This is a genomic window from Rhodococcus oryzae, from assembly GCF_005049235.1.
In the GTDB taxonomy this organism is placed as follows: Bacteria; Actinomycetota; Actinomycetes; order Mycobacteriales; family Mycobacteriaceae; genus Rhodococcus_G; species Rhodococcus_G oryzae.
Genome location: NZ_SUMD01000005.1, coordinates 40,753 through 56,659, shown reverse-complemented (window position 1 = coordinate 56,659; position 15,907 = coordinate 40,753). Strand labels below are relative to the sequence as shown.

Here is a 15,907-nt window from a genome sequence, read left to right as displayed (position 1 = left end):
GGTGTTCGGAAGATGGCAATTCAGGCAAGGGCGGCCCTCCGGGTGGGGGCTCCGGCGTCATCGGCACGACACTCGGTGTCGCGGGTGGAGGCCCCGGTGTCGCGCCGCGCGCGGGCGCTGCTCGACCGTGCGGACACGCTGCTGGCCGAGGCGGCAGGGGCGCGGGACGCGTCCGAACGGTTCCGCTCCGCGTACCTCGCCGCGCTCCGTGGTGCCGGGGCCGCGCTCGGGGGCGAGCAACGGCAACGCACCGGATCGCGTAGCGCGTGGGTGCTGCTCGCGCGCGCCGAACCGTCACTCGCGGGGTGGTCGGAGTTCTTCGCCGGGTACTCGGCCACCAGGGCGGCCATCGAGGCCGGCATCTCGCGCACGATCACGCTGGGCGAGGCCGATGATTTCCACCGCGAGGTCTCTCGATTCCTCACCGCGGTCGAGGATCATCTCGGTGGCGACAATCACCTCGATGGCGCGCCGCACACGTTGGTGGGGAGGTCTGCCTAGCAGGGGATCTGCGGTGCGAGCGAAATAAGTTGGCATCTCGTCGATGGACTAGGTGGTACGCCGCCACGTGTACTCGTATCATTGACGACAGGTAGCCGCCAACGTCGGAAACCCGCCGCTTCGTCCCAACGGATCGGTCGCCACCTTTAGTGCCGGGGGAGGTACCGTGCCACTCTCCGAGCACGAGCAGCGGATGCTCGATCAGATCGAGAGCGCGCTCTACGCCGAAGATCCGAAATTTGCTTCCTCCGTGAGGGGAGGCCGTATGCGTGCGGCTTCGAGCAAGCGTCGACTTCAGGCTGGAGCTCTCTTCTTTCTCGGACTCGTCCTCTTGGTCGCGGGCGTTGCGCTCCCGTTCAAGCCGGGCGGTTTCCCGATCATCAGCCTGCTCGGTTTCGTAGTGATGTTTGGAGCCGGGGTCCTGTTCCTCATGCGGGGATCGAAGAAGGGCCTCTCGGCAGTGCCTGACGAGGCCGGCAGCCCCGCGAAGGGGTCGGTCGCAGGCAAGCGTGCTGACGGCCGCAAGGGCGGCAGCAGCGGGGGATTCTCCTCGCGCATGGAAGACCGGTTCAAGCGGAGATTCGAACAGGAGTAGCTGAAACGCCGCAGCGTAGGCAAGAGTCCGGGCGGCAGGCAACAGCGGAGCGGCGTGACACCTAGGTGTCACGCCGCTTTTGCATTGGTCGTGTCGGTGGTGTCGCCGCGATCCCCACCGTCCCCCCCCACTTTTCCCCCACATTCCTCCCCGGGCCGGTCGAGCTCGGTGTGAGCGTCTCGCCGCACCCGTCTGACCTGGGATTTCAGTACGGGCTGGTGGCGCACCTCGCCGTGACGCCCCGGCAGTGGGGAAGATCGCACAGTTTTTCCCCACATCGCACCACCGCTGTGAACTGGTCTTTTGATGCAGATTGCGGGCGTGGAACCCTAAATTGGCATTGAATGTGGAGGAAAGTGGGGTAACGTGGTGCGCAGCGGAACGTGCAGACGGACCGCAAGGGCCTAGGACGTTCGAATCGGACGCAGGGTGGAGGTGTCGAGATGTTTCTCGGTACCTACACGCCGAAGCTCGACGACAAGGGGCGGCTGACGTTGCCCGCGAAGTTTCGAGATGCACTGGCGGGAGGGTTGATGGTCACGAAAGGGCAGGACCACAGCCTCGCGGTGTATCCCCGAGAAGAGTTTGCCGCTCTCGCACGCCGAGCCGCCGCAGCATCACGCAGCAACCCCGAGGCCCGCGCGTTTGTGCGCGGCCTGGCGGCAGGCACCGATGAGCAGCATCCCGACGCCCAGGGACGGATCACCCTCTCCGTCGACCACCGCCGCTACGCGGGGTTGTCGAAGGAGTGCGTGGTCATCGGATCGGTCGATTTCCTCGAGATCTGGGACGCGCAGGCGTGGCAGAGCTACCTCGAGGAGCACGAAGAGAGCTACTCACAAGCCAGAGCCGAGTCACTGGGCGAGATCTTCTAGCCCAGCCAGAGCCGTACGGCGAGTGCCGCGAGGCCTCTGCCCGAACGCCGACCCTGACGCACTTCCCCAGCGCCAGGTTCGGTCAATCGGACAGGGACCTCGAGGCATTCGCCACTCTTCCCCCTTCGCGATCGGAAATTCCCGAAGCACTCAAGACCCGGAGGCAGCAATGGTGGACGATGAGGCAAACGGCCCCGCCTCCACCGGCGAGTTCGGGCACGTCCCGGTGCTGCTCGGTCGCGCGGACGAACTGCTCGGACCGGCGCTGACGGCGGTTGCGCCGGACGCCGCGGGCGCGGTGATGATCGACGCGACACTCGGCCTCGGCGGCCACTCCGAACACTTCCTGCGGACCTACCCGGGTCTGCACCTGATCGGACTCGACCGCGATCCCAACGCTCTCGAGATCGCAGGCAAGCGGCTGGCGCCGTTCGGCGATCGAGTCACGTTGGTGCACACCAGGTATGACGGAATCGTCCCGGCGCTCGAGCAGGCGGGACTGCCGCCGGTGGAGTCGGTGCACGCAATCCTGTTCGACCTCGGCGTCTCGTCGATGCAGCTGGACGAGGCCGAGCGAGGCTTCGCCTACTCGGTGGACGCGCCGCTGGACATGCGGATGGACCCCACCAAGGGACTGACCGCGGCCGATGTGCTCAACACCTACAGCCACGGTGATCTCGCCAGGGTGCTCAGCACCTACGGCGAGGAGCGCTTCGCCGGCCGGATCGCATCAGAGATCCTGCGCCGCAGGCAGATCGAGCCGTTCACCACCAGTGCGCAGTTGGTCGAGGTGCTGTACGCCTCGATCCCAGCGGCCACGCGGCGCACCGGTGGCCACCCCGCGAAGCGGACCTTCCAGGCTCTTCGGGTGGAGGTCAACGGAGAGCTCGATTCGCTACGCGCGGCGATCCCGGCTGCGCTCGATGCACTGGCGGTCGGCGGGCGTGTGGTCTTCATGTCCTACCAGTCGCTGGAGGACCGAATCGTCAAGCAGGAACTGACACCCCGCACCAAGTCCCGCAGTCCGGAGGGGCTCCCGATGGAGCTGCCGGGCATGGGTGCGGAGTTCGCATTGCTCACCCGTGGGGCGGAACGGGCGAGCGAGCAGGAGATAGAGGAAAACCCGCGGTCGGCCCCGGTCCGATTGCGTAGTGCCGAACGGATTTCCAGGAGGGTGACGGCATGACAGTTCCCGTGAGGCCGGGCGGTTCTCGATCCACTGATGCCGGTGTCGTCAGGCCCAGGGGGCGCGGTCGCGCCGCGGTTGCCGCGGGCAAGCGTTCCACCGCCGCGCAACGCGCATACGAGCGGCGGCAGCAGCGTGCCGCGATCCAGCCGGTCGGCGAGGTGGCGGACCGTCGCCGCGGTCACTTCGCGGCGCGAATCCCGTTCGTCGCCACCATCATCGGCATGCTGTCCGTGGGACTGGCGCTGACCCTGGTGCTGACCACCCGGGCCGCGGAGGACTCCTACGAGCTCAGTGCGGCCAAGGCGCACAACCAGGACCTGATGGAGCAGCGCTCCGCACTCGAGCGCGATGTCCGCGAGGGCAACTCCGCGCCGGAGCTGGCCCGCAAGGCAACCGAGCTCGGCATGATCCCGGCGAAGGACGTCGCTCGGCTCGTCGTGAACCCGGACGGCTCGGTGGACATCGTCGGCAAGCCGACGCCGGCGCAGGGCGCACCCGCGGCGCCGCTGAACCCCCCGTCGCCCGCGCAGTCGAGCGGGACGCCGCGGACCGGCAACACCGCGGCCCCGGTGCCGACCACCCGGCCGGCAGCCCCGACCGCGACGGCCCCCCGACCCGGCGCGCCGTTGGCGGCCAATCAGCCGCAGCTGCAGGCACAGGGTGAACAATTGGTACCCATGAGCAGGCCCACCCCGGACACCGGACAGGCAGGTAACGCGGGCGGTCGCGGGTGACCCGAGGTACCGCGCCCGCACCCGCACCGCGTCGTGCGCCGGTTCGACGCGGTGCCCGCCAGGACGACACCTCCTCGTTCCGGTTCCGGTACCGGACGGGCCGCGTCACCATGTTCATCGCGCTAGGGGTCGCCTCGGTGCAGCTGCTCTGGATCCAGGGCATCGAGGCGCCCAAGCTTTCGGCCGAGGCCGCGAATCAGCGTTCGGTGACCGTGATCGACCCTGCGACAAGGGGCTCGATCACCGATCGCCGCGGCAACCCCATCTCCTTCACGATGGAGGCGAAGGCGCTGACCTTCCAGCCGACCAAGGTGCGCAAGGAACTCGAGGCCGCCCGCGCGAAGAGTGAGAAGGCGCCGACGGTCGACGAGCGGCTCGAGGCCATCGCCAAGGGTGTCAACGCCAAGCTCGGCGACGCCGCGCCGAAGAAGGACCTGCTCGCACAGCTCAAGAGCAACGAGACCTTCGTCTACCTGGCCCGCAGTGTGGATCCGGCTGTGGCCGCGAAGCTCAGCGAGGACTTCCCGGAGATCGGCCTCGAGCGTCAGGACATCCGTGAGTACCCCGGTGGCTCGCTCGCCGCGAACCTGGTGGGCGCGACCGGTTGGGACGGCCACGGTCTGCTCGGGCTGGAGGATTCGCTCGACTCCACGCTCGCAGGGACCGACGGCTCCCAGACCTACGACCAGGGTTCGGACGGCGCCGTCATCCCCGGCAGCTGGCGCGACAAGCAGCCCGCGGTCGACGGCTCGACCGTCGAGCTCACGATCGACTCGGATCTCCAGTACTACGTGCAGCAGCAGGTGCAGCAGGCCAAGAACCTCTCCGGCGCGAAGAACGCCTCCGCGGTGGTTCTCGACGCGCACACCGGCGAGGTGCTCGCGATGTCGAACGACAACACCTTCAACCCGTCGCTGGGGCTCGGCAACAGCGGCAAGGCCGAGCTGGGCAACCTGCCGGTGAGCACGCCGTTCGAACCCGGCTCGGTGAACAAGATCGTCACCGCGGCCGCGGCGATCGAATACGGGCTCACCAAACCCGATGAGGTGCTTCAGGTTCCGGGCTCGATCCAGATGTCCGGCGTGTCGGTGAAGGACGCCTGGTCGCACGGTGTCGCGCCGTACACCTCGACCGGAGTCTTCGGGAAGTCCTCCAACGTCGGCACGCTGATGCTCGCGCAGCGGGTGGGGGAGGACCGCTTCGCGGACATGCTGACCCGCTTCGGGCTCGGCCAGCGCACCGACGTCGGTCTGCCGGGCGAGAGCGCGGGCGACGTCCCCAGCCGCGACCAGTGGTCGGGCGGCACCTTCGCCAACCTGCCCATCGGTCAGGGCCTGTCGATGACGCTGCTGCAGATGACCGGCATGTACCAGGCGATGGCGAACGACGGGGTCCGGATCCCGCCACGGGTCGTCCGCGCGACGGTCGACGCCGACGGGAACCGGTCCGAGACCGAGCGCCCGGAGGGCATCCAGGTGGTCAGCGCGCAGACCGCGACGACGGTGCGAGACATGTTCCGGTCGGTCACCCAGCGTGATCCCATGGGATACCAGCAGGGCACCGGCGCACCGGCAGCAGTCGACGGTTACCAGATCAGCGGCAAGACCGGAACCGCGCAGCAGGTGGATCCCGCCTGCAAGTGCTACTCGAACTCGAATTATTGGATCACCTTCGCGGGGATCGCTCCGTCGGACAACCCACGTTTTGTGGTCGGCATCATGCTCGACGCCCCCGTCCGCAGCGCCGACGGTTCGGGTGGCCAGTCCGCTGCGCCTCTGTTCCACAACATCGCCTCCTGGATGCTGCAGCGGGACCGGGTCCCGCTGTCAGCCGATCCCGGACGACAATTGGTGCTCCAGGCCGACTGACTGTCGGCGAGACGGGCCGCGGGGCAGGCCACACCGCGTTGTCGACGGCGTAGTCGATGACCGAGTCCAGTCTGTGACAGTTCGCCGGTAACCTGACACGTCGGCCAGCAGCCCAGCCACCGATTCGAACCCGAGAGGAGCCACCTGCCCGTGCAAGGGACGAACACTCCGCAGCACTCGACGGGAGAGGTGGCAGGCTCCGCAGGCTCCGTGCCTGGCGACCTGCGCCCCGAACACCCACCGCAGACGCCGGTGACCGCGCTGGCCGAGCTGATCGGCGCGCGGGTCCAGTGGGTCGCAGACACCGCTGCCACCGCTCCCGCCGCGGGCGCCGCCCCCGTTTCCGTGACCGGGGTCGAGCTGCGCGCCCAGAGCATCGAGCCGGGGGACCTGTTCGCCGCACTGCCAGGAGCCCGCGCGCACGGAGCCGAGTTCGCCGCGTCCGCCCTCGAACGCGGTGCCGTTGCCGTGCTGACCGACCCCGCGGGCCTGGCCGCGCTGGAGGCGCTCGCCCCGGCGACCGCGCTGCCGGTGCTGGTGCACCCGGATCCGAGGTCCGTCCTCGGTGAGGTCTCGGCCACCGTCTACGGGCGGCCCGCGGATCGGTTGCAGGTCATCGGGATCACCGGAACCTCGGGCAAGACGACAACCGCGTACCTGATCGAGGCCGGGCTGACCGCGTCCGGCCGCCGGGCCGGGCTGGTCGGGACCATCGAGACCCGGATCGAGGGGCGCCGCGTGCCGAGCGCGCTGACCACACCCGAGGCGCCCCAGCTGCACGCGCTCTTCGCGGTGATGCTCGAGCGCGGGCTGGACACCGTGGTGATGGAGGTCTCGAGCCACGCGCTCGCGCTCGGCCGGGTGGACGGAACCGACTTCGCGATCGGCGCGTTCACCAACCTCTCCCAGGACCACCTGGACTTCCACGACGGACTCGACGACTACTTCGCGGCCAAGTCCAGGCTGTTCGCCCGGGACTCCACCGTTCGCGCCCGCCGCGCCGTGGTGTGCGTCGATGACGAGTGGGGCAGCCGGATGGCGGAGATCGCCTCGGCCGAGGCACCACCGACGACTGTCTCGACCACCACCGGTGGAGCGGACTGGACCGCCTCCGATGTCGTCTCGGCCGAGGACGGTTCGCAGCAGTTCCTCGCGCACGGACCCACCGGGTCGCTGCCGGTCGCGCTGCGCTTGCCCGGCCACTACAACGTGGCCAACGCGTTGCTGGCACTGGCGACACTGGCCACGGCAGGCGTCGACCCGGAGCGGGCCGCCGCCGGCATCGGGTCGGTGGACGTGCCGGGTCGGGTGCAACGGGTCGACCGCGGACAGGATTTCCTGGCGGTCGTCGACTACGCGCACAAGCCGGCCGCGCTCGAGGCGGTCATCGCGACACTGCGCGGCCAGTCGGCGGGCCGGCTGGCCGTGGTGGTCGGCGCAGGCGGCGACCGCGACCAGGGCAAGAGGCCGATGATGGGCGAGGTGAGCGCCAGGGGAGCAGACCTGGTGATCATCACGGACGACAACCCGCGCACCGAGGACCCGGCCGCGATCCGCACGGCGGTCCGCGAGGGCGCGCTCGGCGTGCCCGAGGCGGCGCGCGCGGAGGTCCGCGAGTTCGCGGAGCGAGCGGAGGCCATCGCCGATGCCGTCCGCTGGGCCGGGCCGGGGGACGTGGTCCTCGTCGCGGGCAAGGGACACGAGATCGGACAGGAGATCAACGGGGTGAAGCACCCATTCGACGACCGCGAGGTCCTCGCCGCTGCGATAGACGCGGTCGGCCGTAGCGAGGAAGGGCAGGTCCGATGATCCCGATGAGCCTGGCCCGGATCGCCGAGATCGTCGGCGGCACCCTCCACGACGTGCCGGATCCCGACACCATGGTGACCGGCACTGTGGAGTTCGACTCCCGCAAGGTCGCCGAGGGCGGCCTGTTCCTCGCGCTGCCCGGCGCCCGCGTGGACGGGCACGACCATGCGGCCGCGGCCGTCGCCTCGGGGGCGGTGGCGGTGCTCGCCGCCCGCCCGGTCGGCGTCCCCGCGATCGTGGTGGCCCCGTTGCCGCCCGCACAGACCAACGCGATGGCCCTCGAACACGACACCGACGGCTCCGGGGCAGCGGTGCTCAAGGCACTGGCCGCCCTGGCGAGGGCGAGCACCGATGACCTGGCGGCGCGGGGCCTGACGGTCGTCGGCGTCACCGGGTCGTCGGGCAAGACCTCGACCAAGGACCTGCTGGCGGCGGTGCTCACCCCGCTCGGTTCGGTGGTCGCACCGCCCGGATCGTTCAACAACGAGCTCGGCCATCCCTGGACGGCGCTGCGCGCCGACGCGGACACCGACTTCCTGGTCCTCGAGCTCTCCGCGCGGGGCACCGGACATGTCGCGGCGCTGGCGGAGACGGTCCCGCCGCGGATTGGCGTCATCCTCAACGTCGGCACCGCGCACCTCGGTGAGTTCGGCTCGCGGGACGCGATCGCGCAGGCCAAGGGCGAGCTCGCCGAGGCGCTGCCCGCGGCGGAGGACGGCGGGGTCGCGGTGCTCAACGCCGACGATCAGCTCGTCGTGGCGATGGCGGAGCGGACCCGGGCCCGGGTTGTGCTGGTCGGGCAGTCCGAGCGTGCGGACGTGCGGGCCGTGGACGTGCACCTCGATGCGGAGGCGCGTCCCGCCTTCACGCTGGAGTGCCGCTACCCGGCGGGTTCCGCCCATGAGGGCGACATCGCGACGGTGCCGATCCAGCTCGGCGTGCACGGTGAGCACCAGATCGGCAACGCGCTGGCCGCGGCCGCGGTGGCGTTGGAATGCGGCGCCACCGTCGCCCAGATCGCCGCGGCGCTCGGCGCCGCGACGGCCGCATCGGTACGCCGGATGGACGTGCGGCACCGAGCCGACGGCGTCACGGTGATCAACGATTCGTACAACGCCAACCCCGATTCGATGCGCGCGGCGCTCAAGGCCCTGGTGTCGATGGGGCGTTCGGGTGAGGGCACGCCGCGCCGAACCTGGGCGGTGCTCGGGGAAATGGCCGAGCTCGGTCCAGAATCAGTGATCGAACACGACGCCATCGGGCGGCTGGCCGTACGACTGGACGTCAGCAGGCTGATCGTGGTCGGCACCGGCAGGCCCTCCCGCGCGATGCATCAGGGCGCGGTCATGGAGGGTTCATGGGGCGACGAGTCGATCCTGGTCCCCGACCAGGCGGCCGCGATCTCCGTGCTCGAGGCGGAGCTGGCAGGCGATGACATCGTCCTGGTCAAGGCCTCGCAGTCGGTCGGATTGTGGGCGGTGGCGGACACACTGCTGGAGGGCCCGCAGGGCGAGCAGCGGACTAACACGGAGGAAGACCAGTGAGACAGATCCTCTTCGCGGGAGGTATCGCGCTCGCCGTGGCGATCCTGCTCACCCCCGTGCTGATCAAGGCGTTCTCGCGCCAGGGCTTCGGTCAGGAGATCCGGGTCGAGGGTCCGGCCAGCCACCAGTCCAAGCGCGGCACCCCCACCATGGGCGGCGTGGCGATCATCGCCGGCCTGTGGGCCGGATACTGGGGCTCGCACCTGATCGGGATCGGCTACGACGCGGACGGCCCGAGCGCCTCCGCGCTCCTGGTCCTCGGTTTGACGACCATGCTCGGCGGCGTCGGCTTCCTCGACGACTTCATCAAGATCCGCAAGCAGCGCAACCTCGGGCTGAACAAGACCGCGAAACTGGTCGGCCAGCTGATCGCGGCTGTCCTGTTCGGAATCCTGGCGCTGCAGTTCCCCGGCGCGACCGGCCTGACGCCGGGCAGCACGAACCTGTCCTATGTCCGAGACATCGCCACGGTCTCGATGGGCTCGGTCGTGTTCATCCTGTTCTGCTACCTGCTGGTCAGCGCCTGGTCGAACGCCGTGAACCTGACCGACGGGCTCGACGGTCTCGCGGCCGGCTCGATGACCCTGGTGCTCGGCGCCTACACCATCATCACCTTCTGGCAGTACCGCAACTCGTGCGAGCGCGATCCCGTCACGGGCTGCTACGACGTCCGCGACCCGCTGGACCTGGCGCTGATCTGTGCCGCGGCGGCGGGCGCGTGCATCGGCTTCCTGTGGTGGAACGCCGCACCCGCGAAGATCTTCATGGGCGACACCGGCTCGCTTGCCCTCGGTGGCCTGCTCGCCGGGCTGTCCATCGTCACCCGCACCGAGCTGCTGATGGTGGTCGTCGGCGCGCTGTTCGTCGCCGAGGCCGCCTCGGTGGTCGTGCAGGTCGCGGTGTTCCGCTCGAGCAGGCGGCGGGTGTTCCGAATGGCGCCGTTCCATCATCACTTCGAGCTGGCCGGGTGGGCGGAAACCACGGTGATCATCAGATTCTGGTTGCTCGCCGCGATCGCCTCGGCCATCGGACTCGCGCTGTTCTACAGCGAGTACCTCGCCGACATCGGGGGCTGAGCTTGTCACTCCACAGCGCTGCAGTTCCCTCCGGGCCTCCCTCGGTTCTGCCGCCCGAGTTCGCCCGCCTGCACGGCAGCCGGGTCCTGGTCGCGGGATCCGGGATCTCCGGGCGGGCCCTGATCGAACCGCTCCGCGAGCTGGGCGCGGATGTCACGGTCACCGACGGCAACCAGGCCTCGCTCGACGCCCTGGCCGCCTCGACCGGGGCGGAGGTCACGGCGCCGGAGCAGGCAGCGGCTGAGATCGGCGCGTTCGCGCTGGTCGTCACGAGCCCCGGCTGGCGCCCTGACGCGCCCGTGCTGTCCGCGGCCGCGGGCGCCGGCGTCGCGATCTGGGGCGACGTGGAGTTCACCTGGCGGCTCGACCGCGCGCAGGTCTATGGACCGGTCCGGAAGTGGCTGGTGGTGACCGGCACCAACGGCAAGACGACCACCACCTCGATGTTGGAGTCGATCCTGCGGGCCGCAGGGATCGCGACGGTCGCCTGCGGGAACATCGGCCTGCCGATCGTCGACGCGCTCCGGGCCGAGCGCCCCCGCAACGACGTGCTGGCGGTCGAGCTCTCCTCGTTCCAGCTGCACTGGGCGCCGTCGGTGCACCCGACGGCCGGGGTGATCCTCAACATCGCCGAGGACCACCTGGACTGGCACGGCGGCATGAAGGGCTACATCGACGCGAAGGCGCAGGTGCTGACCGGGGACGTCGCGGTGCTCGGGCTCGACGACCCGGTCACCGCCGGACTGTCGCGGGTGTCCACCGCCGGGCGGACCACCGGGTTCCGGCTGGGCATGCCCGCGCCAGGCGAGCTCGGCGTGGACGGCGACCGCCTCGTCGACCGCGCCTTCGCGGACGACGAGACCCTCGCACTGGTCGACGAGATCACCCCGCCGGGACCCGCGGGTCAGATGGACGCGTTGGCCGCGGCCGCGTTGGCCAGGTCGATCGGCGTCGCCGCCACCACGGTCCGGGAGGGTCTGCGCAGCTACCAGGTCGGCCCGCACCGCGCGGCGCTCGTCGCCGAGGTGGACGGCGTCACGTACATCGACGACTCGAAGGCGACGAACCCACACGCCGCGCGCTCGTCGCTGCTGGCACACCCACGGGTGGTGTGGGTCGCGGGCGGTCTGCTCAAGGGCGCAAGCGTCGACGAACTCGTCACCGAGGTGGCCGATCGGCTCGTCGGCGCGGTCCTGCTCGGCCGCGATGCGACGCAGATCGCACAGGCACTCGCGCGACACGCACCCCAGGTGCCGGTCGTGCGGGTGGATGCGGGAGACGATGCAGGGGTGAGTCCCGCGCCGAGCCCGGAATCGCCCGATGCCGTGATGGCGCGCGCGGTCCGCACCGCCGCGTCGATGGCCAGGCCGGGTGACACGGTCCTGCTGGCGCCTGCCGCGGCATCGCTTGACATGTTCACCGACTACGGGCACCGCGGCCGGAGCTTCGCGCAGGCCGTGGCGGAAGTGGCGGGTCGGTCGCGATGAAGCAGGCCGCGGGACCCCGCACCCGCTTCGGCGCCTGGCTGGCGCGCCCGCTGGCCTCCTTCCACCTGATCGTCACGATCACCGGCCTGCTCACCGTGCTCGGGCTCGTGATGGTCCTGTCGTCCTCGAGCGTGGAGGCCTACGCCGACACCGGCTCCGCCTACGGCACCTTCACCACGCAGCTGATCTTCGTCGCGGTCGGCGCCGTGCTGTTCTACGTGGCGCTGCTGCTGCCGGTGCGGTTGATGCGCACGATGGCGTTGCCGGCGTTCGGCGTGTCGGTGGTGCTGCTGGCCCTGGTGCTGATCCCCGGCATCGGCACCCTGTCGGGCGGCGCCCGTCGCTGGTTCACCCTTGGCCCGCTGTCGTTCCAGCCGTCCGAGCTGGCGAAGGTGACCCTGGTGGTCTGGGGCGCGCATCTGCTGGCCTCCCGCAGGCAGAACGCCTCCGTCAAGGAGATGGTGGTGCCGCTGGTGCCCGCGGCGCTCCTGGTCTGTGTGCTCATCGTGCTGCAGCCGAACCTGTCGACCACCATCGCCTTCGGCATCATCCTGGCGTCGCTGCTCTGGTTCGCGGGACTGCCCCTGCGCCTGTTCCTCGGCATCGTCGCGGCAGGCGCCGCGGCAGCGCTGGTGCTGGCGCTGACCGCCGGCTACCGGTCCGACCGGGTCAAGGCCTACCTGAACCCCGGCGCCGACCCACAGGGCATCGGCTATCAGGGCAGACAGGCCAAGTTCTCCCTCGCCGACGGCGGCCTGTTCGGTCGCGGGCTCGGGCAGAGCCGGGCCAAGTGGAGTTACCTGCCCAACTCGCACAACGACTTCATCTTCGCGATCATCGGCGAGGAACTGGGCTTCCTGGGCTGCATGCTGGTGATCGGGCTGTTCGCGCTGTTCGTCTACGCGGGGCTGCGGATCGCGATGCGCTCGATCGACCCGTTCCTGCGCCTGCTCACCGCGACCGCGACCACCTGGATCCTGGCCCAGGCGCTGATCAACATCGGCTACGTGATCGGCCTGCTCCCGGTCACCGGACTGCAGTTGCCGCTCGTCTCGGCGGGTGGCAGTTCGATCGCGATCACCCTGTTCATGTTCGGCGTCATCGCCAACGCAGCCAGGCACGAGCCGGAGGCGGTTGCCGCCCTGCACGCCGGTCAGGTCGGGCGGTTCGGCAGGATGCTGCGGCTGCCCATGCCGGAGCAGTACTCGCCGGCGAGGGCGGAGGCCGCACGCAAGGCTGCACAGGCGAAGGCGGCCCAGAAGCGGGCGGCCCAGCAGCGCGCCGCCCAGCAGCAGCGGGCCGCCGCCCCGCCGCCACGCAGGCGGGCGGTGGCAGGCAGGCCTGCCCCCGACCCGCGGCGGGCGGATCCGCGACGCGGAAGGGCACTAGCATCAGACGAGCGGACACGACGGTCGAACGGCCGCACAGGAGAGCGAGGATTTCGTAGGTGAGCGGCACTTCAGAGACTTTCCCGGTCACGTCGCGCGCCTCAACCGGTCCGTCCGTCGTCGTCGCGGGCGGGGGTACCGCCGGGCACATCGAGCCCGCGATGGCGGTGGCCGACGCGCTGCGCAGGCTCGACCCCTCCGTGACGGTCACCGCGCTCGGCACCGAGCGTGGGCTCGAGACGACCCTGGTTCCCGAGCGTGGCTACCGCCTCGAACTGATCCCGCCGGTGCCGCTACCGCGTAAGCCGTCCAAGGATCTGCTGCGGCTACCGGGCCGGGTCGTCCGCTCGGTGCGGCGCACCCGCGAGGTGCTCGAGGAGACGAACGCCGACGTGATCGTCGGGTTCGGTGGCTATGTCGCCCTGCCCGCGTACCTGGCGGCAGGCAAGGGACTCACCCGGCGCCGACGACGGGTCCCGGTGGTCGTGCACGAGGCCAACGCCAGCGCCGGTATCGCGAACAAGATCGGTGCCCGGGTCGCGGCCCGCGTGCTCGCCGCCGTGCCGGGTTCGGGAGTCGCCGCACGAGGCGCCTCGGACGCGGAGGTCGTGGGGATCCCCGTCCGCGCCTCGATCACCGGGCTCGACCGCGCCGCGCTGCGCGCCGAGGCCAGGGCGCATTTCGGTCTGCCCGCGGACGGCCCGGTGCTGCTGGTGTTCGGTGGATCCCAGGGCGCGCGCTCGCTGAACGAGGCCGTCTCCGGTGCCGCCGAGGCGCTGGCCGCGGCCGGGATCTCGGTGCTGCACGCGCACGGCCCGAAGAACACGCTCGAGGTGGCCCAGCTGAATCCGGCCGCGCCGTACGTGGCGGTGCCGTATCTGTCCCGGATGGATCTGGCGTATGCGGCCGCCGACGCGGCGATCTGCCGATCCGGGGCCATGACCGTCGCGGAGGTCTCCGCGGTCGGCATGCCCGCGGTCTACGTGCCGCTGCCGCACGGCAACGGTGAGCAGGAGCTCAACGCCAAGCCACTGGTGCGGGCGGGCGGTGGCATGATCGTCGCCGACGCGGACCTCACGCCGCAGTTCGTGGCGGATACGGTGGTGCCGTTGCTGGGCGATGCCGCCCGGCTGAGCGAGATGGGCAGGTCCGCCGCCGATGCCGGGCACCGGGATGCGGCCGATGCGGTGGCCCGGATCGTGCTCGACGTGGCGAAGGGACTCGGGGTGTCCAAGCAGTCGGAGAGGTCGGAGGGCGGGCGATGACCGAGGTGCGCGGGGCTCAGTTGCCCCCCGAGTTGCAACGGGTCCACATGGTCGGTATCGGCGGCGCAGGCATGTCCGGCATCGCCCGGATCCTGCTGGCCAGGGGCGGTCAGGTGTCCGGCTCGGATGCCAAGGAGAGCCGCGGGGTGCTCGCGCTGCGGGCCCGCGGTGCCCAGGTCCGGATCGGGCACGACGCGGGCGCGCTCGACCTGCTGCCCGGCGGCCCGACGGTCGTGGTGACCACGCACGCGGCCATTCCGAAGGACAACCCGGAGCTGGTGGCGGCGCGCGAGCGCGGCATCCCGGTGATCCTTCGCCCGGCCGTGCTCGCCTCGCTGATGCAGGGCAACCGCACGTTGCTGGTCGCGGGTACGCACGGCAAGACCTCCACCACCTCCATGCTCGTGGTCGCACTGCAGCACTGCGGCGTCGACCCGTCGTTCGCGGTCGGCGGCGAGCTCAACGAGGCCGGTACCAATGCCCACCACGGAACCGGCGACGTCTTCGTGGCGGAGGCCGACGAGAGCGACGGCTCGCTGCTGCAGTACGACCCCGACGTGGTCATCGTGACGAATGTCGAGGCCGATCACCTCGACTATTTCGGGACCACCGAGGCCTACGTCCAGGTCTTCGACGATTTCGCGGAGCGGATCGCCCAAGGGGGCCTGCTCGTGGTGTGCCTCGACGACCCGGGCTCGGCGGCACTGGCGCAGCGGGTGGTGGCCCGCGGGCTACCCGGCATCCGGGTCCTCGGCTACGGCAGTGGTGACGTCTCGGTGGACGGTATCGAGCTCGGCGCCCGCCTGGTGAGCTGGCAGGCCCGCGACATCGGGGGCATCGCAGAGTTCGAACTCTCCGGCGAAAAAGGCGCGCGCACACTGCGATTGGCGGTGCCGGGCCGGCACATGGCGCTCAACGCGATGGGCGCGATCCTCGCGGCCCGCGAGGTGGGCGCGACGGTCGAGGAGGTCATCGAGGGCATCGCCGGGTTCGGCGGCGTGCATCGGCGTTTCCAGTCCACCGGCCGCGAGAACGGCGTGCGGGTGTTCGACGACTACGCCCATCACCCCACCGAGGTTCGCGTCGTGCTCGGGGCGGCCCGTGAATTGGTCCGGCCGGGAACGGAATCGGCGAACGGGCGGGTGATCGTGGTCTTCCAGCCGCACCTGTACTCGCGAACGCTGGCGTTCGCCGAGGAGTTCGGTGCCGCGCTCGACCTCGCGGACGAGGTGGTGGTGCTCGACGTGTACGGCGCGCGGGAGGAGCCCCTGCCCGGGGTCAGCGGCGCGCTCGTCGCGCAGGCCGTCACCAAGCCGGTGCACTACCAGCCGGATCTCTCGGCCGCGCCTCGCCAGATCGCCGCGCTCGCGCGGTCCGGCGACATCGTGATCACCATGGGTGCGGGCGACGTGACGATGCTCGGCAAGGAGATCCTCGGCGCCCTCGGGGCCACACCCGCCGCGGGCCGACCGCGGTGACGACGGACAGCCCGGGTCGCGCCGCGCGCCCCGCTGCCGGAGGCGAGGATCGCCCCGCAGGCCCCGCCGGGCCCGAGGCACGATCCGCACGCCCCGAG

At 70.6% G+C, this 15,907-nt stretch carries 13 protein-coding genes; all 13 read left to right on the top strand.

From position 1 onward, the window contains the following. Positions 1-12: 12 nt before the first annotated feature. The 13 genes from FCG67_RS11715 to murC all read left to right on the top strand — a co-directional run bounded on the left by FCG67_RS11715 (position 13) and on the right by murC (position 15,809). Entirely contained in the window at positions 13-501 is a 489-nt protein-coding gene (locus FCG67_RS11715; RefSeq protein ID WP_169310502.1) for an SAV_6107 family HEPN domain-containing protein, read from the top strand. 166 nt (positions 502-667) lie between these two features. Beyond that, positions 668-1,096 carry a DUF3040 domain-containing protein gene (locus FCG67_RS11710; protein WP_136909988.1) on the top strand — a complete coding sequence of 143 codons (429 nt, stop codon included), beginning with the start codon at positions 668-670 and terminating at the stop codon, positions 1,094-1,096. A 443-nt stretch (positions 1,097-1,539) separates the two neighbouring features. Next, a complete protein-coding gene (gene mraZ / locus FCG67_RS11705; RefSeq protein WP_077041933.1) occupies positions 1,540-1,971 on the top strand; it encodes a division/cell wall cluster transcriptional repressor MraZ in 432 nt (143 codons plus the stop codon). A gap of 169 nt (positions 1,972-2,140) precedes the next feature. Further along, on the top strand, positions 2,141-3,157 hold the full coding sequence (rsmH, locus tag FCG67_RS11700; protein ID WP_136909987.1) for a 16S rRNA (cytosine(1402)-N(4))-methyltransferase RsmH: 1,017 nt from the start codon (positions 2,141-2,143) through the stop codon (positions 3,155-3,157). Further along, the gene (gene ftsL / locus FCG67_RS11695) at positions 3,154-3,894 is read left to right on the top strand and encodes a cell division protein FtsL (protein WP_246045020.1); all 741 of its coding nucleotides are present in this window, start codon (positions 3,154-3,156) and stop codon (positions 3,892-3,894) included. Before rsmH ends, ftsL begins: the two co-directional genes overlap by 4 nt. Continuing rightward, on the top strand, positions 3,891-5,762 hold the full coding sequence (locus FCG67_RS11690) for a peptidoglycan D,D-transpeptidase FtsI family protein (protein WP_246045019.1): 1,872 nt from the start codon (positions 3,891-3,893) through the stop codon (positions 5,760-5,762). Before ftsL ends, FCG67_RS11690 begins: the two co-directional genes overlap by 4 nt. Before the next feature lie 150 nt (positions 5,763-5,912). Next, complete coding sequence (locus FCG67_RS11685; protein WP_425467825.1) at positions 5,913-7,571, top strand: UDP-N-acetylmuramoyl-L-alanyl-D-glutamate--2,6-diaminopimelate ligase; 1,659 nt, start codon at positions 5,913-5,915, stop codon at positions 7,569-7,571. Next, positions 7,568-9,115, top strand: coding sequence for a UDP-N-acetylmuramoyl-tripeptide--D-alanyl-D-alanine ligase (locus FCG67_RS11680; RefSeq protein WP_136909985.1), 1,548 nt, complete (start codon positions 7,568-7,570; stop codon positions 9,113-9,115). Before FCG67_RS11685 ends, FCG67_RS11680 begins: the two co-directional genes overlap by 4 nt. Next, positions 9,112-10,191, top strand: coding sequence for a phospho-N-acetylmuramoyl-pentapeptide-transferase (gene mraY, locus FCG67_RS11675; protein ID WP_027502257.1), 1,080 nt, complete (start codon positions 9,112-9,114; stop codon positions 10,189-10,191). Before FCG67_RS11680 ends, mraY begins: the two co-directional genes overlap by 4 nt. A gap of 47 nt (positions 10,192-10,238) precedes the next feature. Further along, positions 10,239-11,678: a UDP-N-acetylmuramoyl-L-alanine--D-glutamate ligase gene (gene murD / locus FCG67_RS11670; RefSeq protein ID WP_425467829.1), complete on the top strand. Its 1,440-nt coding sequence runs from the start codon at positions 10,239-10,241 to the stop codon at positions 11,676-11,678. After that, complete coding sequence (ftsW, locus tag FCG67_RS11665) at positions 11,675-13,129, top strand: putative lipid II flippase FtsW (protein ID WP_136909984.1); 1,455 nt, start codon at positions 11,675-11,677, stop codon at positions 13,127-13,129. Before murD ends, ftsW begins: the two co-directional genes overlap by 4 nt. After that, positions 13,126-14,331 carry an undecaprenyldiphospho-muramoylpentapeptide beta-N-acetylglucosaminyltransferase gene (murG, locus tag FCG67_RS11660; protein ID WP_136909983.1) on the top strand — a complete coding sequence of 402 codons (1,206 nt, stop codon included), beginning with the start codon at positions 13,126-13,128 and terminating at the stop codon, positions 14,329-14,331. The genes ftsW and murG overlap by 4 nt, the downstream gene beginning before the upstream one ends. Further along, positions 14,328-15,809, top strand: coding sequence for a UDP-N-acetylmuramate--L-alanine ligase (gene murC / locus FCG67_RS11655; protein WP_136909982.1), 1,482 nt, complete (start codon positions 14,328-14,330; stop codon positions 15,807-15,809). Before murG ends, murC begins: the two co-directional genes overlap by 4 nt. The last annotated feature ends 98 nt before the right edge of the window (positions 15,810-15,907 follow it).